A 21,542-nucleotide genomic window follows, 5' to 3' on the forward strand; every position below is an offset into this window, starting at 1 on the left:
CCGCGCGAAGACTCGGCGGGGCACGTCGGTGGTCAGGTTGTATAGGTGTATCGAGCCGGAGTCGGAGAGTCAGTTCAGCATGGCGCGTGTGGGCAGCAGACCGGTGGCGACCAGGGACTTGAGGACGTCGCCAATGATGAAGGGGACCAGGCCCAGGCTCAGGGTGGCGCCCCAGCTGGCGCCGGTGGCGATCTTGAGCCAGACGAGGCCGGGAACGTACACCGAGGCGGAGGCCAGCAGCATGAGGGCGACGCCGGTGGCTACCCGGCTCACCGTCGAACCGGAGTGGCCCGACCACACAGTGGCGGCGCGTCCGGCGATGGCGGCGATGAGGACGTATCCGATGACGTAGCCGAAGGTGACGCCCACGCCACCGTTCCAGCCGGCCAGGACCGGGGCACCGACGGCGGCCAGGGCGCCGAGCAGCAGTGCGGACATGGCGCCGCGGCGCGAGCCGAGGACGGCGCCGACACCGAGGGCGGCGAAGGTGCCCATGGAGATGGGCACGGGGGTGAAGGGCAGGGGGATCGCGATCTGACCGATGAGGATCAGGGCGACGGTGCCGGCCAGGATCAGCCCGACCTCACGAACGCGGACAAGAGCGGGGTTGGCGGCGCTGGTAACGGATTCTGAGCGGGCCGCGGAGCCGGCGGCCGGGGTGGAGGATTTGGTGACCATGCCTCAACCCTACGGCCATCAGCAGTGCCGCAAGCGACCGGATCTCGCCGAAGCATCACATTCCCATTTGTAGGATACCTACAAAGAATGAGGGACTTGCGGGCGCAACGACTGCGATGGACCAGTGGTTTTCACAGTTGTCATAGGTGCGCGTCGATCCAGGTGAGGATGTCACCGGTGACCTGGTCCCGGTTGGTCTCGTTGAGGATCTCGTGGCGCCCGCCCGGGTAGAGGACGACGGAGACCTCCCGTACACCGGCTCGGCGGTAGAGAGTGGCGGCCCGGTGGACGCCACGTCCCATGGCACCCACCGGGTCCCGGTCACCGGAGGCCAGGAGCATAGGCAGTTCCGCGGGCATGGCCGCGGCGTGGGAAGCCGTGTTGACGGCGCCCTGCCCGGCCACGAGGTCGTGGAAGAAGCTGGAGGAGCACACGAATCCGCACCAGGGATCGGCGACGTAGCGGTCCACCTCCTTGGTGTCCCGGCTGATCCAGTCGACCTCGGTACGGTTGGGGGCGAAGTGGCGCTGGTAGGGACCGAAGGCGAGCGCGTTGAGAAACCGGGAGGGATGGCGCGGACCGCGCAGCCGAGACTCTCCGGCACAGACGGCGCTGGCGGGGCCGGTCAACGCACCGACCCCCGAACCGGTCCCCAGCAGGACGACACCGGCCAGCTCTCCTCCGCGGCGCGCGGCCAGGTCGCGAACCAGGAAGGAGCCCCAGGAGTGCCCCAGGAGGAAGACGGGGACGCCGGGCCAGGCACGCCGGGCCGCATCCAGAACAGTGCTCATATCGGCCACGACCGTCTCCCAGCCTCCCTGCTCTGCGACGAATCCGAAGCCGTCGGGGGCAGCGGTGGCCCCGTGTCCACGATGATCCTCAGCCAGGACCGCATACCCCTCCTCCACCGCCGAGGCGGCGAAGCGGGCGTAGCGCGAGGCATGCTCAGCCATGCCGTGCGCGATGAGGATGATGCCGCGGGGGCGGGCGGCACCCGTCCTCCGAGACCGAGGCGAGACCACGGTCCGACCCCCTGCACCGTCATCACTGGGGGCATCCGCCACCTGAAGGGAACCATCGATGAGCCATTCGGGAAGCCAGATATGCACCACCAAGCGCGTTCCGTCGTCGGCAGTGAGCCGAGTAAGGCTGGTCTGCATCGGGTCCTCCTCAGGCAGGCATCATCAAGGGACGTCGGTCATGCGCAGGTCGGCATCGGTCATCATTGATCGTGCCGACGACTGACGATCGGCAATGGCGCCGGGGCACCGACTGACCCCGCAGTCTCCCATCGCCCCAGGTAGAAGCCTAGTTGCCCGACGCCGAGCCGGCAGCGGTAACGCGGAAGTGAGTCACAACGTCCCCACGTCAAGAGGTACCGCGAGGTTTCCGCATACGGCCATTGATGACTGACAGCACCGAAGCATTGTCTAACTTCCTGATGGTTTCATGAATTCTCCCCCTCGGTGTTCCAGCGGCCTCTCCCCAGCCACTCCCCCACTGCGGCCGGTCTCGCAGCTGGTCTACGGTGACGGCATGGCCATCCACTCCTTCGCCCTCGTTCCCGCCGCCTACGTCTACCTGCTACGCCCCGCCCCCGAAGTCGCCACCGGCTGGACGGGGACTGCGAGCAGATCAACGGGGACTGGGACGCAGGTTCTCCTCCAGCTGCGGCGGAACACCGGGTACATGGACGGGCACTGGGCCTGCGGAGCCTCGGGACACGTCGAGGCCGCCGAGAGTGTCATCGAGACGGCCCTGCGCGAGACCCACGAGGAGCTGGGCATTCGAGCCGAGGCCGCGGACCTGGCCCCACTGACGGCGATGCACCGCACCAACGACCTGGGCGGTACGGCCCTGGAACAGCGCATCGACCTGTTCTTCACGCTGCGCGCCTGGGAGGGCACGCCCGCCGTGCGTGAGCCGGCTAAGAATGCGGGTCTGCGCTGGTTCTCACTGACCGAGCTGCCCGAGGCGGTCCCGCCGCACGAGCGCCACGTTCTGAATCTGTTGGCCGGTTCCCTCGACGACGGCAAGTCAGTGCCCCCGGTCATCACCTTCGGCTTCGATGAGGGCCAGGACATCGCCCGCTACAGCATCGCCCTGCCGCACTGAGCTCAACTCACCAGGAAGGCCTCGATGGCGGGAAGCTCGCGGCGGGCCTGGGCCAGGCCGGCCTCGAAGGCGGAGACGATGCGGTCGTAGCGCAGCTCGCCGTTGGAGATGGGCATGCGCTCGGGCCGGAAGAGATAGGCACGGCCTTGACTGCTCAGCTCCTCGAGCTCGTCGACGGTGCGATTGTAGTTCTCCGGGCGATCGATGACGGCCTGGACGAGAGCCGGGTAGCGGGAGTAGAGCCGCCGGAGGATTTCAATCTCGTGGCGTCGCATGGGCGGTTTGCGGTAGCCCTCGGGGCGGGTCATGACGACGAGGAGCTTGTCGTAGCCGTCGGCGCGGGCGGCGTCGATGGCGAACCCGCCGGTGGGTCCGACGGCGCCGTCCACGTAGGGGGCGCCGTCGACCTCGACCATGGGCATGAGCACCGGCATCGACGACGACGCCCGCGCCCGCACCAGCAGGTCGCCCATGGTGGGCATGTCCTCCAGGCCCCAGTAGACCTCCTCGCCGGTGTCGCAGCGGAAGGCACCCAGGCGCACCGTGACGGGCGATGCGGCGAAGGTCTCCCAGTCGAAGGGGAGGGACTCATCGGGCGCGGAAGTGTGCAGATAGATGTGCTCGGAGTTGAAGTAGCCCTTGCCGGCCACGAAGCTGCCCCAGCCGCCGGCCTTGGGGTCGGTGGTCAGCCCCAGGTAGGCCTCGCGGGTGCGCCAGGTGTCCCGGGAGACGAAGTTGCAGGTGTTCGTGCAGCCCGCAGAGATGCCGCCGCCCCAGGGGAAGGAGAGCCCGGCCTCCAGCATGACGCGCACGAGGCCGGCCGTGTACGCCCCGCGCATGCCGCCGCTTTCGAAGACGAGGGCGACGTCGTCGGGGCCGTGGGTGACGGGCGCGGGTCGGTGACTGGGGTCAGTGACGGGGACGGGCCGTTGAACATGGCCGGAGACGGGGACGGGACGCGAGCTCACGCCCGGGAGCCTATGGGTTTCATGGTGCAATCGCACGGGTGATTCCCGCCCCATGTCTGCCGGGCGGTCGGGAGAGTAGCGTGAGGCCATGAGCACTTCAAGCACGCTGCGCATTCTTGAGCCGATGACCATGCGCGGGCTGACAGCCCGCAACCGCCTGTGGCTGCCGCCCATGTGCATGTACACGGTCGAGGCGCAGGACGGCGTCGTCACCGACTGGCACGTGACCCACTACGCCAGCCGCGCGGTGGGCGGCTTCGGCACGATCATCGTGGAGGCCACGGCGGTCACTCCCGAGGGACGCCTGTCCCCCTATGACCTGGGACTGTGGTCCGATGAGCAGATCGCCGGCCAGCGCCGCCTGGTGGAGGCGATCCACGCCGGCGGGGCGGTGGCCGGTATCCAGATCGGGCACGGCGGCCGCAAGTCGGGGACCGCCCCGTGGCGTCCCAACATCACCGGTGCCCGCACCGGGACTCTGGAGGGCTGGGAGCTGCTGGCCCCCAGCGCGATCCCCTTTCCCGAGCACGCGGTTCCCTCCGAGTTGGACGAGGCGGGGATCGGCCGGCTGGTGGAGGCCTTCGCGGCGGCCGCGCGGCGCGCCGTCGAGGCCGGGTACGACGTCGTCGAGATCCACGGAGCCCACGGTTACCTCATTCACGAGTTCCGCTCTCCCCTGTCCAACCAGCGTACTGACTCCTACGGCGGGAGCGCCGAGAACTGTCAGCGCTTCCCGCTTGAGGTGGTGCGGGCCGTGCGCGAGGCCGTCGGGTCGGACACAGTGCTGGATATCCGACTGTCGGCCTCGGACTGGGCCGACGGTGGCGTCACCGGCGAGGAGACCGCCGCCTTCAGCCGCGAGCTGGTGAAGGCCGGCGTCGACGTCCTGCACATCTCCAGCGGCGGTAACGTCCCCGCCCAGGTCCCGGTGGGTCCCGGCTACCAGCTGCCGTTGGCCGAGCAGGTCAGACGGGCCGTGGCCGGCACCCGCGTCCCGGTGGTGGGCGTGGGCCTTATCGAGGAGGCGACACAGGCCGAGCAGGCGCTGTTGACCGGGCAGGTTGACGCGATCGCCGTGGGCCGGGCCGCCCTGCGCGATCCCTACCTGCCGCTGCGCTGGGCGGCGGACCTGGGGGCGCGCTCCTGGGACGAGGCCCCCTGGCCCATCCAGTACTGGCGCGGCACCTGGCACTGAACAGGCCGCTGAGCCCGGGCCCGGCGTCGTAGCCCGGCAGCCCGGACCCCGACGCTATCCGACGGCGTCGAGGTAGAGCCAGCGGCCGGCGCGGCGGGTGAAGCGGGAGCGCTCGCGCAGGGCGTCGTCCACCACTCCCCCGCGCCCGTCGCCACTGTGGTAGAAGGCGGTGAACTCGACGATGCCGGTCTCGTCGTCCGCCCCGCCGTCGACGGTCTCGTGGATGGTCAGGCCCGTCCACTGCGTGCCGGGGTGGCAGTAGGGCCCCTCGGGTCGGGTGCGCGGGTGCCAGGTGCGGAAGAGGTAGTCCTCGTCGCCGACGACGAAGGCCGCATAGCGCGAGCGCATGAGGGCCTCGGCGGTGGGTGCCGGGGCGCCGTCGTGGAGCGGCTCGCAGCACTGGGCGTAGGCGCGCCCCGTGCCGCAGGGGCAGGGGTCGGTGCCGCGCACGCCCGCGGCCCGGATCGACGAGTCCGACTGGGCCGTCCTGCGGCCCATCTGCCGTCCCGCCATGCTCAGGCCCCCAGCCAGTAGGCGTGCAGGGCCCGGGCGAGCCAGGGGCCGTCCTTGACGCCACTCATCTCGCGGGCCGAGTGCATGCTCAGCAGGGGCACCCCGACGTCGACGGTGGTGATCCCGAGCCGGGTGGCGGTGATGGGGCCGATGGTGGAGCCGCAGGGCACGGCATTGTTGGAGACGAAGTCCTGGCTGGGTACGCCGGCGGCGGCGCAGGCCCGTGCCCAGATCGCGGCCCCCACGGCGTCGGTGGCGTAGCGCTGCTGGGCGTTGATCTTGAGCAGGGGGCCGTGGTTGATGAGCGGTTGGACGGCCGGGTCGTGCAGGTGGGCGTGGGCGGGGTGGACGCAGTGCCCGGCGTCGGCGCTCACGCAGGTCGAGCGGGCCAGGAGGGCCTCGACGGCGTCGCCCCTGATCCCGAGGGCCGCGGCCAGGCGCCGCAGCAGGGTCTCGAGGAAGGGGCCGCCCGCACCGGAGCGGGTGGCCGAGCCGACCTCCTCGTGGTCGAAGGCGATCAGGATGACGGGCTCGGTGGGCTCGGTCCCGGCGGCCGCGAGCGCCTCGAGGGCCGCGAGTCCGGCGTGGACGGAGGAGAGGTTGTCCAGGCGGGAGGAGGCCAGGAACTCACCGTCGCGGCCGAAGCGGGCGGGGGCCTGGGTGGGGTAGGTGAGGACGTCGTGGCCGGCGAGCTCAGCCGGGTCGATGCCGGCGATCTCGCACAGGTGGGTCTCAACCGCGTCGGGGGCGGTGTCGGGCCCAGCCAGTGACCACAGGGGCAGCAGGTGGGTCTGGCGGTCCAGGTGGAGGGTGTCGTTGACGCTGCGGTCCAGGTGCGGGGCTATCTGGGCCACGCGGGCGATGGGGCCGGTGCGCACGAGGTGGACGGCGCCGTCGCGCGTGGTCAGGCGCCCAGCCAGGCCCAGCTCGCGGTCGAGGAAGGAGGCGAGCAGCGGGCCGCCGTAGACCTCGGCGTTGATGAGCTGCCAGCCGGAGCGGACGAGGGCGGCGGCGGGCTTGAGCTTGAGGGCCGGGGAGTCGGTGTGGGCGCCGACGACGCGAAGACCCGCTCCCGGCTCCAGCGCCTCGGGCATCACCCAGGCCGCGATGGCGCCGTCACGGATGACGTAGCCACGGCGCGGTAGGCCGTCCTCCCAGGAGACGGTCTCGTCGGCGCGGGCGAAGCCGACCCCCTCCAGGCGCCGGGCGACCTCGGCGGCGGCGTGGTAGGAGCTGGGCGAGGCGGTGACGAAGTCGATGAGCGAGTCGGTGTAGGCGTCGTCGTCCCGCAGGATCTCGCCGGCGACGGCGTCGTCGACGAGGGCACCGGAACGGAGGCTGGGCGAGACACTGGCGGGTGTGCTGGCGGCATCAGTCATGGCCCCAGTCTTCCACCGGCACGCCTCATGGCCCGGAGGACACCTAACACGCATATGAGGACGGGTGGTGCAGGATCGAGGTATGAGCATCTCGCACCTGGTCATCCCGCCCGCCTCGTCCACTCCCGTGCGCGCCGTCCTGCTCGATGCCGACGGTGTCCTTCAGCTCATCGGCACCCCGTGGGGCGAGGCGCTGATCCGCGGCGGCGGCCCCGCTTTCGCCCGAGCCATGATCGATGGTGAGACCGACGCCCTGGCGGGCAGGGAGACCCTGACCGAGCTACTGGAGCGGGTGGTGAAGGACTTGGGGCTGGAGTTGCGCGCATCGGACCTGCTTGAGATGTGGCACCGGGCCACGCCCGACCCTGTGGCCTGGGAGTTGGTGGGGGACCTGCGCGAGGCGGGTTACACAACGGTCCTGGCCACCAACCAGCAGTGGGAGCGCCGGGCCTGGATGCGCGAGCAGCTGGGCTACGACGGCCTGTGCGATATCGACGGTTACTCCTGCACGCTGGGGGTGGCCAAGCCGGATGCCGCCTACTTCCTCCGACTGCTGGAGCTCGCCGGGGTGGAGGCGAACCAGGCCCTGTTCGTCGACGACAGCGCCACCAACATCGCCGCGGCCCGCGAGGTGGGCTTGCGCACCATCCACCACCCGGCCGATGCCGGCGGAGAGCTGCTGCGACACGAGGTCATCCAGGCCCTGGCACAGGCCGCCTCTCCGTCGCAAGGATGAGCCGACCGTCCTCTATTCCTCCTTGAGGAACTTGCCTGACCGCCGCCTGCGGGGAAGACTCACCTTGACACCAGCAATCAGCGAAGGACGACTCATGGCAGGAACGACGGCGAACGACCAGGTTCCCGACAGCACCACCGCTACCGCTCCTGCAGCGCACTCCCCCCAACCGCCCACCTCCAACGCCCGCCGCGCCCCCGAGATCTTCCTGCGCCTCATCACGGCGATCCACTCCGTCCTTCCGGGCTTCGTGCGCAGCCGGCTGCCGGTGACCTTCATCGGCTACGCGATCATCAACGGCTCGGCCTTCTTCCTGGACATCACCTGCCTGTGGGTGTTCTACAACCACTTTCACTGGTTCTATCCGGTGGCGGTCACGGTCGGTTACGCCATCGCGGCCGTCTACTCCTTCCTGCTCAATCGCTGGCTGAACTTCCAGGCTCATGGGCACGTCGTCGCACAGGGCGCGGGCTACATGGCCGGCATCGTCAGCCAGTACGTCATCTTCATCCTGGGTCTTTCCTCGCTGCTGCACTGGTTCGGGGTCAACGCCGAGCTGGCGCGCATCATCTCGGCCTGCTGCGAGGGGATCTACCTCTACGTGTTCATCCGGCTGTGGGTGTTCCGCGGGGTGCCGGAGCCCCAGAGTCAGCAGCAGTAGGTACCTGAGCAGACTGAGACGGCGGAGTAGTGGACGCTTTGAGATCAAGCCCCTGCTCACATAGCACTGCCCCCGATCGGGAACGTACTCTTCCCTCGAGGACTGCGTTCTCCCACAGACGACTGGGATCCGACCGTCACCTTGTGCGGGACAAGTACGTTCCCGAGGCAAAAGCATGTTCCGGTGCACACGCTCAGCCGCCCTGCACCGCCGCAGGGGCTCCCATGTCACGAACCGCCTCGGCGTCACCTACCGACGCAAAAAAACTAAGCAGAAGCGATACTGAGACGCCGCACCCTCACCAGTAGGCGCGGGTGGTCTCGGTGGGACCATCGAGCTCGGTGAAGCCGGCGTCGATGACGTGGACGGGCCGGGCGGTGGTCTCCCACTGTTCACGGCTGGGTACGACGACGCGTACCCGGAAGCCATCATCGGCCCAGGCCTGCCGGAAGGCGGGCTCCATCGCCGCGCTCTCCCAGGCCAGCTGGACAGCGTGGCCGCACTGGGCGGCGAGTTTGCCCGAAGTCATCTCGTGCAGAGGCGTGACCTCGATCGTCACGAGTGCCCCGGCGGAGACCGACGCCGACCCGAGCACGATCTCCTCAGCCGCGGCCGGGTCCTTCGCGACGCGCGCGGTGATCGCGGCCGGCGGAGGGGGCAGCTCACTGCCGTCCGGGAAGTGAGTGCCCTCCACCTGGGTCTTGGCCAGGGCCCCGGGCAGGGGGCGCACCGGGCCGGGCACGAAGGCGCGCACCGCTGCCCGCCCCCAGCCCGCCGGGCCGTCCTGGGTGACGGTGACGCCGTCGATGTCCTGAATCTCCTCCCAGCGCTTACCACGAGCACGACGCACAAGCTTACGGATGCGCCCATCGCGCCAGTGGTCCACGGCCGGGTTCCAGGGCCCACCAGGGGCGGAGGCGGGCGCGGCCAGGAGGGCGACGACGGCGCGGGCAGCGGCCTCGGCGACGTCGATGCGCCGGGGTGGGTGAACCTTGTCGTAGCGCACGGCGATCTGCATACCCCAGGGGACCGCGTGGTCGAGGTGCCCGGACGGGGATGGCGCCGGCGACGGGGAAGACGGTGGTTGAGAAGGCGAGGAGTGCGGCACGGGCAGAAGCCTACTGGGTCGTTATCGACGCAGTCAGGGCCACGTCTGCGCTCCGCCTCCTGGCGGACTATCCGGCCCACGGAGACGATCGACCAGGACTATTTCCCACCAAAACGCCGATGGGTGACGTGAGAAAGTCCTCCTGCGGCAGGAGAGGAATCCCAGCACAGGTCGCTTAAGTTTCCACCATGGAACCACCTCTTCCGTCCGCCGTCCCCGATTCTGCAGGCCCGGCGCTCTCAGCCGTGCCTCCCTCTCGCCCACGGATGTTCAACGGCGCAACCGTTCACGGCATCACCGGAACCCACCGGCTGCGCCACCCCGCGGAGATCCCGTTGCTCGTCGTCGCGGTCCTCACCACTCTGATGGGTTACGGCGCCTGGTTCATCATCATCAGTTGGCTGGCCTCCTCCTCTGAGGCCACCGGCATGGAGGCCGAGGTCCGTCGCCTCTTCCTGGACGGCGGCACCTTTTCTCAAGTGTTGTTGGTCATCCCCCTTGTCCCACTCATCGTGTGGATCGTGCGCGCCATCATGTACGCCCGGCTGCGGGCGAGCTCGGTGCAGATGTCTCCCACCCAGTTCCCCGAGGGATACAGGATGGTCGTCGAGGCGGCCCAGGAGTTCGGCCTGCGGCGAGTCCCCGACGCCTACGTGGTGCTGGGCAACGGGCAGATCAACGCCTTCGCCTCCGGCCACGGCTTCCGGCGCTTCGTGGCCGTCTACTCCGACCTGTTCGAGATCGGCGGAAAAGCCCGCGACCCTGAGGCGCTGCGCTTCATCATCGGACACGAGGTCGGTCACCTCGCGGCCGGTCACGTGTCCTACTTCCGTCTCATCTTCTCCCAGCTGGTCAGCTATGTCCCCCTCCTGGGGCAGGCGTTCTCACGAGCTCAGGAGTACACGGCGGACAACCACGGCTACGCCCACGCACCTGACGGCGTGCCCGGGGCCATGGGGGTTCTCTCCGGAGGCAAGTACCTGGGAGCCGAGGTCAACACCCATGCGCTGGCCGACCGTGCCACGCGTGAGAAGGGGTTCTGGCTCCACATGAGCAATTGGCTCTCCACCCACCCGATCAACACCTGGAGAGCCCACGCCCTGCGCGACCGCAGCCGCCCGGGGCGGATCATGATCCGCCCGCCGGAGTCGACCGCCTGGTTCCCGCCCCCGGCCCCCAGCGGCAGCGGATGGTCCGACTCCTGGCCGACGCCGCAGCAGATGCTCTCGGTGCTGAACTCCACCACCATGAGTGTGCCCAGCGAGGAGCAGTTCGGCCGCTACCCGGGCGTGAGCTACCAGACTCCCTGCAACGAGTTGCGCTGGGCCTCCCCAGTTCCGGCTCAGACCACCCCGATGCCGCCGAGTGGGCAACCGGTACCGGCCGCGCCAGAGGCACCGACCCCCACGGCTCACGGCCCCCGGCTGCCGGAAACAGTCACTACGGGCACTAACGGCTCACTGGCGAGCACGTCCGCCGATGAGCCGGCCCAGACACCGCGGACGTGGGACGAGGGTCAGTGAATCCTGTGCTGCCCTGACAGCCCATCGCTTCGAGCCGACGAAAGTCAGCTCGGGGCGACGGCACTGGCCGCCGTCGCGAAGGAGTCCAAGGCACCCCGCAGATCAGCGGCGCCATCAGCGACATTGATGGCCTGGCAGCGGGCGGCGAGCTTGTCGAGCTCGGCCAGACGCTGGCCGACGGACTCGACCACGCCGGATGCGGCGGCGGACAGCTCAGCGGCCGCAGCGGGCAGGGCAGGGTCGGTAGAGGCCGGGGAACCGGTCCACAGCATGAGGAGCTGGTTGGGAATCGTCATCATGCGGCTGGCCTCGCCGATGTAGGCGACTGCCTGGTCTGCGAGTGCGCTGTGAGCCTGAGCCTGGCGCTCCATCTCGGTCACGCCGTCGATGAGGGACTCGAGGAGATCAGGAATGGCCTCGATCGACTGCTGAGGGTCGCCGACTCCGTCGATGAGTTCGACGGTGAACAGCGAGACAATGGTGGCGTGCAAGCGGGCCAGGGCGATGCGGAAACGGGTCCGAGCGCCGTTGGTGTCGAGCTGGGCCAGGGTGTCGACAAGCCGGGCGACCAGCGGGTTGACCAGCCCCTGCATCTGGGTCCACAGGTCCAACAGGTCCGCCAGGGGCTTGACCCTGGGGTCGGAGCGGTCCAGGGCGGCAATTCGCTCGGGACTCAGGCGCGGGTCCTCCAGGGTCTGGGTCAGGCCCCTGCCGGCCGTCTTGAGCGAGGCCGACAACTCGGCGAGCTGCTGCTGACCGGCCATCCAGGAGCCGAGTCCGTCGGCGATGGTGGTGACCGAGTCGAGCATGACGCGCAGGTTCCCGGTGGCTCCGGGGCGCACCGGAATACCGTCGGAGAGCTTCTCACGACGCGCCACCTCCGCCGGCAGGGCGGCGTTCTGGAACTCCTCGTAAGACGACAGGCCCGCCCCAGCCAGTAGCTCGGCAATACGGCCGAGCCCCTGCTCGGCCGCCGTCCGACGGTTGGCTCCGGCGGCGATGGCCCGATCCTCGACGGTGCGGGCTTCACGGTAGATGGCGCAAGCGATGTCGAACAGGTTGGTGCACACCGGCCGGGTGCGCACCGAGAGGTAGCCGCCGTCGGACAGCGGAGTGACGGTGGCGAAGACGTCGTACTCGCTGCCATCGGCGGCGAGGTTGCGCACGTAGGCAGCGAAGGGACTGCCGGTCTTGAGGGTGTCCCACATGGCCTTGAAAGCACCGCCGGGCATCTCCGGGTGCCGGATGATGTTGTGTGGGGCACCTGAGAGCTCATCGCGCTGGTAGCGGGAGAGTTCGATGAACACGTTGTTCGAGTGGCGGATGACGCCGCGCGCGTCAGTGGTTGAGAAGAAGAGCTGGTCCACTCCCACCTCGTGGGTGGCTCCGGTGACCTGTGGCATAGTCGAGTGCTCCTTGGAGAGATCAGGGCATGACGGTATCCGAAGCGGCAAGACGGTTGTTTCCCGTCTTCCGCCCATTGATTTCCGGTTGGACGGCTGAACAATACACCCCGACCCGAAACGAGGCATGACAATTCACCACAATTGACCGATCACACAGCCGGCTTGACACGCAGCACGAGACACACATTTTTCACCCTTTTACTGGAAGGCATTTCAGGGCCACTGCAACGACCTTCCGACAGCCCACCAACTGAACCCAACCAACTCCCCTTCAGCAACATGACACCCATTCGAAAGCGTATCGACAGCGAGCAACAGAGACAGAGTGACCCGGGAGCGAGAATTATCACCAACAACCCTGTGGACATTGGCAGAGACATCTCCTAGCACACACCGACAGAAATCGAACAAATTCCCCCATTAAAACAGGAATAAAACACCAAGCATGTACTCAGAAATTTTTCAGACTTATCAAATTGAACTCACAGCATCAACGCCGTGAGACGGTACCCTCCGCCAGACCGAGCCGACTGCGAGCACCGGGAACCCGACGCTCGACAACCGAACCCTCAAGGACACCCGGAGTGTCGGACAGCCCGACGCAGACCACCTCCGCCAAGGACTGAACACCCCCGGAGTACGGAAATCCAGAGACGAGCCGATTCCTGCCACGTTGGAGCCATCAGCGTTCACGAGAGAATCGGCTCGCTCCTGACATCGAAGACCACCCCTCGCACACTCACCAGCCACTACGCGAGAAACCGAGCTTCCCACATCGGCACATCGAGGCCTCCCAGTCACGGATCAGACGAGGCAACAAGTAATGATAAATTACCATGAAAATAAGTGTCAGAAACATCTGATTGACCACAACTATCGCCGTTTTCTCATCGGAACTAGGTGGGATCGGAACTGACGTGTGAACCACCAGGGAATTACGGATGGACTCAGAAAAGGCGACAGCAAGACGCCCCACCCCTTACCCCTCTGGTAAGCCAGGTAGCCAACAACATCACCCGCCACCGACATGCTGAGGGCAGAGGCCCCAAGAAGTGGAATGAACCGGGCGGCGGCATCGGAGCGGGCGGCGACCCGAGGGATCCGAGAGGTGACGACGAGTCCCAGGATCGCCATCAGGGGAACCGGAACGCCTTCAGGCAACCTTCAACTACGAGATTGGTCAGATCAATCCATGCCGGTTGCGCTAACCGCATCACCCCGCCTCAGACGTCACGCGTCACGGCGCGTCCTCGGCTCGTGTTTGAGATCGCCCGGTGACGAGCCATGAACGCCCAGCCATCGAGGAACGGCCCTTTTGTAGTCCAGATAGGTCTGTCCGAACCTCGTCTCCAGAGCCTCCTCCTCGGCAGGGATCTGGTAGCGATCGATCAGCCAGACGAAGCCGATCAGCGGGATCACCGCGGACGGGCTCCTGCGCGCGATCGCGTGCGCGAGCAGTGCTCCGGCCAACCCCAGGTACATAGGATTGCGCGTCAGCCGATTAGGACCGTCCACAACAAGGTGCTGCGCGCGCTCAACCCTCACTGGATCAACCGTTGTGCGATGTCGGAGAAAAGTCCCCGCGCTCCCGGCGAGCGCACATATGGAGATCCCGAGTACGGGAGCAGCCATCTTCATCGACGACGGCGTCACTCTCCGGCCGCGGGTCATGGCGCTCTGCGCCAGCCCGGCCGCAGCCAGCAGCACCGCCGGTGGCGGTCGTCTGATCCCCTGTCCCATCACCATGATCTCCTCTCACCCTCTACGGCCCGACGGAGAGCCGGGCTCAACCGATGTGGAAGTAATGGGCCACCAGGTCCTCGACCTGGATGCGGGCGTCGGCGATCTCCTCACGCAAGTCGGCGTCTCCCAGAGCCACGAGCCCGGCCGCCCAGGAGTCGATGAGTGCGGGCGGAAAGACCCCGAGGGCCTCGTAGTCCTCGCGTTGGGCGAGCAGACGCTCGGCCGCCTGGGCGCAGGAGACCGGCAGCTGGTCGAGTCCCTCGACCTTGGAGGCGTCCCCACTGACGTAGCGCTCATCGGCGTGCTCCAGCATGCCGGGCTCGGTCAGGCCGAGCCTCGCCGCAACGGTGATCCCGGCCAACAGCAGGTGGATGGCGGCGCTGCCGTCCGGGGAGCGCAGCTCCACGGTCTGGGAGTCGTCCGGCAGATCGCCCACGGGGGCAGCGTCGGGGTTGGCGTCCCGGAACATGCGGTCGTCGAGGTTCTGCCACCCCAGCGGCACCCGCACCAGCACCGAGCGGTTGCGGTCTCCCCAGCAGATCGCCGTGGGCGCCTCCTGATGAGGCACGAGCCGCAGGAAGGAAACGGGCACGGTGTTGCCGAAAGCAGTGAGCGAGGCCGCATGGGACAGATAGCCGCCGATGACGCGGCGGGCGGCGTCCGTCAGAGTCGTGCCGTCGGAGAACTGGTTGGCGCCGTCCTTCATGAGGCGAGTGTGGAAATGCATGCCGGAACCGGCCTGGCCAACAGCGATCTTCGGGGAGAAGGAGACCTCGATGCCGTGAGCATGTGCGACCTCGCGCACCACCCACTTGGCCAGGACCATCTGGTCAGCGGCGCGGGAGACATCGGTGGGCAGGAACTCGATCTCCTGCTGAACGATCTGACGCCCGTCGGCCACGAAGTTGCCGACCTCGGCGTGTGCGTACTTGACCGAGCACCCCATACGCACCAGGTGGCCGAGTGCCTCGGCGCGCACCTGGGACCATTTCGAGAACGGAGCCGCCTCGTGGTAGCCGCGCTGCTCCTCAACACCGAAGAGATCGTCGACCTCGGAGAACAGGTAGTACTCGAGCTCGCCGAGCGCCTCAAGACGGCAGCCGGTCTCAGCCTCGAGCGCCGCCTGAGCTCGACGCAGGATCTGCTGTGGGGCGCTGGCCAGCGGATTGCCCTCGACGTCGTAGAAGCCGCACATGATGTCGAGGGTGGGCCGCTCGGTGAAGGGATTGAGGTAGGCGGTGCGCAGCTGCGGGACCACGTAGAGGTCGGAGCTGGTGGCCTCGACAACGTCGAACAGGGAGGATCCATCGACCCGCTCCCCCATCGTGAGGATCCGGTCCAGGTGGGCGGCGGACTGGATCGCGAAGTTCAGCTCCTTGAGCCGACCGTCGCCGCCGACGTAACGCAGGTTCAGCATCTCGACGCCCTGCTCGATGACGAAGCGGATGATGTCGGCGCGTGTGAACTCCTCGGCCTGCTTACCCAGAGCCTGCACCAGCGGGTTCGGGTTGAGTGTGACAGCGTCAGTGGATAGTGCGGTGGACGAATCGGAGGACGGCATGGACAGCTCCTCTGAGGAAGGGCGGACGGAGTCGCGGTGCCGCTGCTGGCCTGGATGTGACGACGTCGTCGGGCCGGCCGCGGGGCGGCACCGATTCTGTCAGGAAGGGCCAGTCGACTCCAACCCCTGCAAAAACCGGGGAAACACCGCCCCATCTACAGCCTCATCATCCTGCGTCGGCCACTGAGTCCTGCTCCACCTCCACCGGATCCTCTGCCGGCTCCTGCTCCCGCTCCGTCAACTCACTGGCCTCAGCCTCGGCGATCTGTTCCATACCGGTCTTCTGGGACAAGGGGACCTCGGGCAGGAAGAGCGCGATGACGGAGGTGGCCACGAACAGGGGAATCATCCAGGCGAAGATCGGCAGGAGGGAGTCGGCGTAGGAGTTCACGACGGCATCATGCAGGGCGCCGGGCAGCTTGCCCACCAGAGCCGGAGTCAGGGAGGAGGTGTCCGCCTCACGGAACTGGGCGAGCGAGGCCAGCACGGCGGGGTCGGCACTACGGGCCAGTTCCCCGATCCGCTCGGCGAGGTTGGAGGTGAGGCTGGAGGAGAAGGCCGCGCCGATGAGCGAGGCGCCCAGGGAGACACCGACCTCGCGGAAGAAGTTGTTGCCGCTGGTAGCCGCGCCCAGGTGCCTGGCCTCGATGGCGTTCTGCACCACGGTGACCAGGAGCTGGAAGAACAACCCAATGCCCGCCCCCATGATGAAGGTGGCTGCTGAGACCTGCCAGACGGGGGACGACGTCGTCAGACGGGAGAGCCAGAAGGAGGCGCCGGCCGCCATGAGTGGACCGAGGACCGGGTAGATCCGGTAGCGGTTCGTACGTGAGACGAGGACGCCGGAGAGGATCGAGGACACGAGCATCCCGATCGTGATGGGCACCAGCAGAAGGCCGGAGGTGGTGGCCGAGTACCCGTAGACCATCTGGAGATAGGTGGGCAGGTAGCTCAGGACACCGATCATGCCGCCCATGGCGAGCATGCCGACGACCGTGGAGACGACGAAGGTGCGGCTGGTGAGGATCGACCAGGGCAGGATGGGGTCGACGGCACGGGTCTCGGCGAAGGCGAACAGTCCCCAGCAGGCCAGGCCGGCGACACCCAGGCCGATGATGACCGGGCTGGTCCACTCGTACTGGTTGCCGCCCCAGGTGGCCATGAGGACTATGGCGACAGCGCCGGCGTTCATGAGGGCCAGCCCCCACCAGTCAATGGGGCTAGTCAGGCGGCTGCTGGGCAGGCGCAGTGCCAGGGCAACGGCGATGAAGGCGAGGATACCCAGCGGCAGGTTGATCCAGAAGGCCCAGCGCCAGGAGACCGAGTCGGTGAGCCATCCACCGATGATGGGCCCCAGGATGGAGGCGATGCCGAACATGGCTCCCATGGGGGCCATATAGGTCCCGCGCACGCGCGGCGGGATAAGGTCACCGGTGATCGCCTGGGAGGAGATCATGAGGCCACCGCCGCCGAGTCCCTGGATGAAGCGGTAGATGATGAGCTGGGTCATCGTCGTAGCGGTTCCGCATAGGGCCGAGCCGATCAGGAACAGGGCAATGGCCACCAGGAAGAGGTTCTTGCGGCCCACGAGATCGCCAAGCTTGCCATAGATCGGCATGGCCACGGTGAGGGCCAGGGTGTAGGCGGTCAGGATCCAGGCCATATGAGCGGCGCCCCCGAGGTCGCCCACGATTGTGGGCAGGGCGGTGCCGACGATCGTCTGGTCCATGGCGGACAGGAACATGACGACCAGGAGGGAGGCGTAGATCGCCCAGAAGCGGCGGTCTGGGTGGAAGTCGGCCCCTGGTTCGTGAAGGGCGGTGCCGGCGGGGTCCGGCGTCGAGTCGCTTTGAGTCACGGATACGACCTTTACGGTTGAGGTAGGCGGGTAAAACGAACGGTGAACAGTGAGGAGGCTGAGAGAGCCGAGTGCGCAGCTAGTCCGGTGAGTGCGACGGCGTCAGACCGGCGGAAGCGCAGGAGACTGCTTCAGCGGACCGTGGTTGAACGACGACGTCGACGATGGCCCTGGTCATGACATGAATGGCGTCGGCCAGCCGGACCTCGGGGCACTCGTTCCGCACAGTGGGGACCTCGGCATCGGCGGAGGGCTCCGGGCCGTCCTGCTCCCAGGGGTGGGTACGCCCGGACCACAGGTCCACGGAGCTGCGCTGGATGCCCATGGCCAGGGCGACGACGGCGCGGGTGCGCGGGTCGTCGGGAGTGGTTCCCAGCCGGCGGCCGGCGGCATCGATCAAGGACAGGGCGACGGTACGCAGGCGCTCGTGGATGGCGCGCTCGACCTCGGGGTTGTCCCGCACGATCTCAGGGAATGACAGGAGCCAGCCGCGCTCGGACTCGACGGCCTCAGCACCGGAGGCGAGCAGGGCCCCCAGGTCCTCCAGGAGGGTTCCGGTGCCGTTGACGAAGGCTTCGAGGGCCTGCGGCTCGGGAGCTTCGGGGCCGAGGACGAGGAGGTCGGCTTTGGAGGAGAAGTGATTGAAGACGGTGCGCCGGGAGACGCCGGCGAGGGCGGCGACGTCGTCGACCGTCATAGCGGCGTAGCCGCGCTCCCTTGTCAGGGTGAGCGCAGCAGCGCGAATGGCGGCGCGGGTGCGTTGCGCATGGGTGGCGCGCAGGTCGGGTCCGGTCACACAGCTATCTTGCACTCAGTGCAGTATTGCACTCAATGCAGAGTAGCGCGAGGTTCCTCACGAGGGTCGCGAACCGGGCATCGAGGCCCCATGCACAGCAATCCTGGCCAAGATGTGCTGAGCGATGTCCAAATCTGCCGCAAAGGCTCCTCTCCAACTTGGACACGCAGAAAGAAACCGCATGATTCCGCGGTTTGGTCGGCGGCTCAATCGGACCACAGGCTCCTTTGCGGCAGATTTGGACACGGAATGCCTCTTCCGGCCCCCGCGCAGATCTCAGGCTCTCTCGTAGACAGCGATCTCGACGAGATTCCGATCGGGGTCGCGCACGTAGAGGCTGCGAATAGCGCCACGAGCGCCTGTCCGCTCGACGGGGCCGCCTTCAGGCGTGAAGGCGCACCTCGTAGGCGGCGATCTCATCAACCTTGGGGCCGTAGCTGCTAGTGGGATCGTGGCGCAGGTCGAGCCAGATGTCGATGAGCGCCCAGGCGGCGGGGGCCGCGATGACGTTCTGCCCCATGCACAGGATCTGGGCGTCGTAGTTCTCCACCGAGCCGCGCACAGTGAGCAGGTCGTGCGCGGTCGCCGCACGCACTCCCGGGACCTTGTTGGCGGCGATGGCGGTTCCCACACCAGTGCCGCAGATGAGAACACCGCGGTCGACCCGCCCCTCGGCGACCGCTCCGGCAACCCGGAAGGAGACCTCCGGGTAGGTGATGCCCGGCGCGGACAGGTCGACGACATGACCGACTCGCTCATCGTCAGCCAACCGCTCTTCGATGGCCTCCTTCAGGAGGGCTCCATTGCCTGGAGCACCGATGGCAATTCGCATGCCCTCAGTCTCTCAGGCCTCATCTCAGAAGGCGAGCACACCTCGATCACCGTGTCAGCGAGGCTCCCCTGCGACAGCAAAATCGGCGATGACCTCATAGAGAGCCCGGCTCTCCCTCATCTGGGCGAAGCCATCGAGTACCTGTGCAGGAAGGGCCGAGGGATCGGTGGCGTAGGAGGACAGGTCGAAGTTCACCCTGATCTGGGAGACGCGGGAACTCCAGGTGTGTGCGGCGCAGGGGTCGGAGACCCGGAAGGGCATGGGGGCCGCATCGATTCCTCGATCCCGCACGGCCTGCTCGCTCATCGCGACCATCTCCGGAGACTCGGCGTCGTAGACGAGGCGGCCACCGGGGAAACGACGGGCCATCGCGTCGACAAGATTCTGAACCGAGCCGCTCTCCAGGAAGTAGAAGACCCCGGAGGCCACGGCAATCAGTCCGCCACTGGCGTCGACCTCATCCATCCAGCGGTGATCGGTGAAGGAGAAGGGAAGGTCCCACTCTCGCTCATGGGGTTCGACCCAGGTGCGTCGGAACTCGAGAACGTCGGGGAAGTCCAGGTTGTAGATCAGTGCCCGACCGTTATCGACCTCGTCAACGAGACGATCCAGTCCGCAGCCGAGATCGACGACGGCGGCTTCGGGGCGGGTGTCCAGGTAGCGCCGGATCTCCGTCACAGCGGCAAGGTGGCGCAAGGCGTAGATGACGGCGGGCATCTCACCCATATCCATGTCCTCGATGCCAGGGCGGACGGCGGAGACCATCGAGACCAAACGCTCGGACCAGGAGTCCCGGAAGCAGCTCGGCCAACTTCGCGCAGCTCGAGCCCGCCCCATCAGTGGGAAGAAGAGCGTCCCCTGAACTCCCGTATCGATCATGAGACAACTCTAGGAAGCAGTACCACAAATGTCGATATTGAAAATCAAATTCATTCATCGTGATGGTGGACCTCGCTCGGAAGGAGCTGCCGAGGGGCAGCCAGCCTCGAGCTTCCACGTTGGGATTCTGAAGATGGGGCGGGGGTGTCGCTTCGCCTGGAGTAATGCGAGTCGCTGAGATCCGAGGACTCCGAGGGAAGGACACCTTCGTGGTGGGGGACTGCCGGACCGTACCTGGCTGTGGGCTTGGAGTTCGGGGACGTGCCTGCGGCAGGACCGGCTGGGGGCCAGGTTGCTGACTCAAGGACATCCGAGTCACGGGGCTAGGCGGTGCGGCAGCGGGTCCAGCGCCTGGCCGGCCATTACCCCACCACTGATATCTCGGCAGCCCGTCCACTGACGACCGATATCAATGCCACTCCCACCACCGTCCAGATCCGACAAAGGAGGACACATCCCCTATCTTGAAGGACGGATTCAGCTACCGCCTGACCGCACGGACCAGGCCACGACACCGGCAGCGAGCCCGGAGGGGGGTGCGGGTGTCGCCGCGCCCCATCGACCCTGACCGGCTGACCGATCGGGATGCAGGTGAACCGTGGACCGAGAACGCCCCATCCCGGAACTCAGCAACGCCTCGAGGACGTCGACGACTACCGACCCACCGCCTTCGCCACCAAGTAGACGTCCACCCCCGCTCACCACGTCCCCGAGAAAGCTCCCCCGCCCCCGGAAGGCCCGACCACCACGGCCCGACGCACGACAGGCCGCCACGCCCACGCATGACAATCAGCCCCAAGCCGTCTCAACTCAACCAGCCGATGAAAGATCGAGGCCGAGGCGAACATTAGACAGTCGAAACAATGATCTGAGTCACATTATATCGACCACCACATCCCACACCAACCGACATGACAACATAAACATAGACGACAGAGCACACAGGGAGAGGCGGGACGCGAGTGTCAGGAAGCGAAGAATGTGCAGAACTGGAGCGTCATGGAATCCTGATCATCCCCTCATCGCCTACCCGACTCGTCTTCGAGCTTATCATATGCGTCATTTTGGCGACAATCGGCGCTGCAATGCTAATCGCCATATCATTTACAAACAACCCAGACGCCCCTCTGCCGTTATCAATTTCCGGCCTACTACTCATTACCATGTTCGGATTCGCAACACTGGCGACCCACAGGAAGTTGACACAGGGAATACGATTGACACTCACTCCCCAGGAACTGAGGATTGAGAACAAGAACGGCGGTATCATCGATCGGGCCGAATGGTCCGATATTGAAGAGATTTCCATCCAGAGATTCGCACGCAACCAGGAAATTCTAATGTGCCAGCTCACCCCCGTCGGCATAGAGCGACACGAGAATTTTCTCAACTCACACCCACCCGCCCGTCAGCAGTTCCTGATTATTTCCTACCGAAAGGTAGGAGACGGAATAATTACTTTTCCCAACGGATTCACCCTATCGCGTGACGACCTACGAGATCTCCTTCAGGAATGCCATCGACGTTACCGTTGAAGGACGCACCTCCCGATACCGAAGCAGAGAAAACACTTCCGAGGACGACGCCGACC

Annotated in this window: 19 protein-coding genes; 6 read left to right on the forward strand and 13 right to left on the reverse strand. The window is 66.8% G+C overall.

The genetic code is table 11. The features are described from left to right. Window positions 1–69: 69 nt before the first annotated feature. Both RWR81_RS05490 and RWR81_RS05495 read right to left on the reverse strand, forming a co-directional pair. Window positions 70–678, reverse strand: coding sequence for a biotin transporter BioY (locus RWR81_RS05490; protein ID WP_314455609.1), 609 nt, complete (start codon window positions 676–678; stop codon window positions 70–72). A 140-nt stretch (window positions 679–818) separates the two neighbouring features. Then, entirely contained in the window at window positions 819–1,838 is a 1,020-nt protein-coding gene (locus RWR81_RS05495) for a lysophospholipase (RefSeq protein WP_314455611.1), read from the reverse strand. Window positions 1,839–2,214: 376 nt separating this feature from the next. On the opposite strand from RWR81_RS05495, the gene RWR81_RS05500 reads away from it, so the two are divergent. Next, on the forward strand, window positions 2,215–2,793 hold the full coding sequence (locus tag RWR81_RS05500; protein WP_314455613.1) for an NUDIX domain-containing protein: 579 nt from the start codon (window positions 2,215–2,217) through the stop codon (window positions 2,791–2,793). A gap of 2 nt (window positions 2,794–2,795) precedes the next feature. Here RWR81_RS05500 and RWR81_RS05505 read toward each other — a convergent pair whose 3' ends face one another. Further along, window positions 2,796–3,761: a patatin family protein gene (locus RWR81_RS05505; protein WP_314455615.1), complete on the reverse strand. Its 966-nt coding sequence runs from the start codon at window positions 3,759–3,761 to the stop codon at window positions 2,796–2,798. An 88-nt stretch (window positions 3,762–3,849) separates the two neighbouring features. Here RWR81_RS05505 and RWR81_RS05510 point away from each other — a divergent pair, with 88 nt between their 5' ends. Beyond that, the gene (locus RWR81_RS05510) at window positions 3,850–4,956 is read left to right on the forward strand and encodes an NADH:flavin oxidoreductase/NADH oxidase (RefSeq protein WP_314455618.1); all 1,107 of its coding nucleotides are present in this window, start codon (window positions 3,850–3,852) and stop codon (window positions 4,954–4,956) included. A 54-nt stretch (window positions 4,957–5,010) separates the two neighbouring features. Here RWR81_RS05510 and RWR81_RS05515 read toward each other — a convergent pair whose 3' ends face one another. Next, on the reverse strand, window positions 5,011–5,469 hold the full coding sequence (locus tag RWR81_RS05515) for a YchJ family metal-binding protein (protein ID WP_314455620.1): 459 nt from the start codon (window positions 5,467–5,469) through the stop codon (window positions 5,011–5,013). A 2-nt stretch (window positions 5,470–5,471) separates the two neighbouring features. Continuing rightward, window positions 5,472–6,848, reverse strand: coding sequence for a M18 family aminopeptidase (locus tag RWR81_RS05520; RefSeq protein WP_314455622.1), 1,377 nt, complete (start codon window positions 6,846–6,848; stop codon window positions 5,472–5,474). Window positions 6,849–6,930: 82 nt separating this feature from the next. On the opposite strand from RWR81_RS05520, the gene RWR81_RS05525 reads away from it, so the two are divergent. Both RWR81_RS05525 and RWR81_RS05530 read left to right on the forward strand, forming a co-directional pair. After that, a complete protein-coding gene (locus tag RWR81_RS05525; protein WP_314455625.1) occupies window positions 6,931–7,584 on the forward strand; it encodes an HAD-IA family hydrolase in 654 nt (217 codons plus the stop codon). Between the two features lie 94 nt (window positions 7,585–7,678). Beyond that, a complete protein-coding gene (locus tag RWR81_RS05530) occupies window positions 7,679–8,245 on the forward strand; it encodes a GtrA family protein (protein WP_314455627.1) in 567 nt (188 codons plus the stop codon). Window positions 8,246–8,543: 298 nt separating this feature from the next. Here RWR81_RS05530 and RWR81_RS05535 read toward each other — a convergent pair whose 3' ends face one another. After that, window positions 8,544–9,263, reverse strand: a complete 720-nt coding sequence (locus RWR81_RS05535; RefSeq protein WP_314455711.1) for a peptidyl-tRNA hydrolase — start codon at window positions 9,261–9,263, stop codon at window positions 8,544–8,546. A 356-nt stretch (window positions 9,264–9,619) separates the two neighbouring features. Between RWR81_RS05535 and RWR81_RS05540 the strand changes: the two genes are divergently transcribed. Beyond that, window positions 9,620–10,876 (forward strand): M48 family metalloprotease, encoded by a 1,257-nt coding sequence (locus RWR81_RS05540; RefSeq protein WP_314455713.1) that lies wholly within the window; start codon window positions 9,620–9,622, stop codon window positions 10,874–10,876. A gap of 44 nt (window positions 10,877–10,920) precedes the next feature. On the opposite strand, the gene RWR81_RS05545 is transcribed toward RWR81_RS05540, so the two are convergent. The 7 genes from RWR81_RS05545 to RWR81_RS05575 form a co-directional block, all read right to left on the reverse strand. Then, complete coding sequence (locus tag RWR81_RS05545) at window positions 10,921–12,279, reverse strand: PAS domain-containing protein (protein WP_314455630.1); 1,359 nt, start codon at window positions 12,277–12,279, stop codon at window positions 10,921–10,923. Window positions 12,280–13,512: 1,233 nt separating this feature from the next. After that, entirely contained in the window at window positions 13,513–14,028 is a 516-nt protein-coding gene (locus tag RWR81_RS05550; RefSeq protein WP_314455633.1) for an isoprenylcysteine carboxylmethyltransferase family protein, read from the reverse strand. A gap of 40 nt (window positions 14,029–14,068) precedes the next feature. Continuing rightward, the gene (locus RWR81_RS05555) at window positions 14,069–15,586 is read right to left on the reverse strand and encodes a glutamine synthetase family protein (protein WP_314455643.1); all 1,518 of its coding nucleotides are present in this window, start codon (window positions 15,584–15,586) and stop codon (window positions 14,069–14,071) included. Between the two features lie 166 nt (window positions 15,587–15,752). Continuing rightward, window positions 15,753–17,444 carry an MDR family MFS transporter gene (locus tag RWR81_RS05560; protein WP_314455647.1) on the reverse strand — a complete coding sequence of 564 codons (1,692 nt, stop codon included), beginning with the start codon at window positions 17,442–17,444 and terminating at the stop codon, window positions 15,753–15,755. A 79-nt stretch (window positions 17,445–17,523) separates the two neighbouring features. After that, complete coding sequence (locus tag RWR81_RS05565) at window positions 17,524–18,240, reverse strand: helix-turn-helix domain-containing protein (protein WP_314455649.1); 717 nt, start codon at window positions 18,238–18,240, stop codon at window positions 17,524–17,526. Between the two features lie 382 nt (window positions 18,241–18,622). Continuing rightward, window positions 18,623–19,072 carry an RpiB/LacA/LacB family sugar-phosphate isomerase gene (locus tag RWR81_RS05570; RefSeq protein ID WP_314455652.1) on the reverse strand — a complete coding sequence of 150 codons (450 nt, stop codon included), beginning with the start codon at window positions 19,070–19,072 and terminating at the stop codon, window positions 18,623–18,625. Window positions 19,073–19,126: 54 nt separating this feature from the next. Further along, the gene (locus RWR81_RS05575) at window positions 19,127–19,951 is read right to left on the reverse strand and encodes a class I SAM-dependent methyltransferase (protein WP_314455655.1); all 825 of its coding nucleotides are present in this window, start codon (window positions 19,949–19,951) and stop codon (window positions 19,127–19,129) included. A 962-nt stretch (window positions 19,952–20,913) separates the two neighbouring features. On the opposite strand from RWR81_RS05575, the gene RWR81_RS05580 reads away from it, so the two are divergent. Beyond that, window positions 20,914–21,486, forward strand: coding sequence for an STM3941 family protein (locus RWR81_RS05580; protein WP_314455658.1), 573 nt, complete (start codon window positions 20,914–20,916; stop codon window positions 21,484–21,486). The last annotated feature ends 56 nt before the right edge of the window (window positions 21,487–21,542 follow it).

This window comes from uncultured Actinomyces sp., from assembly GCF_963526355.1.
GTDB lineage: Bacteria > Actinomycetota > Actinomycetes > Actinomycetales > Actinomycetaceae > Actinomyces.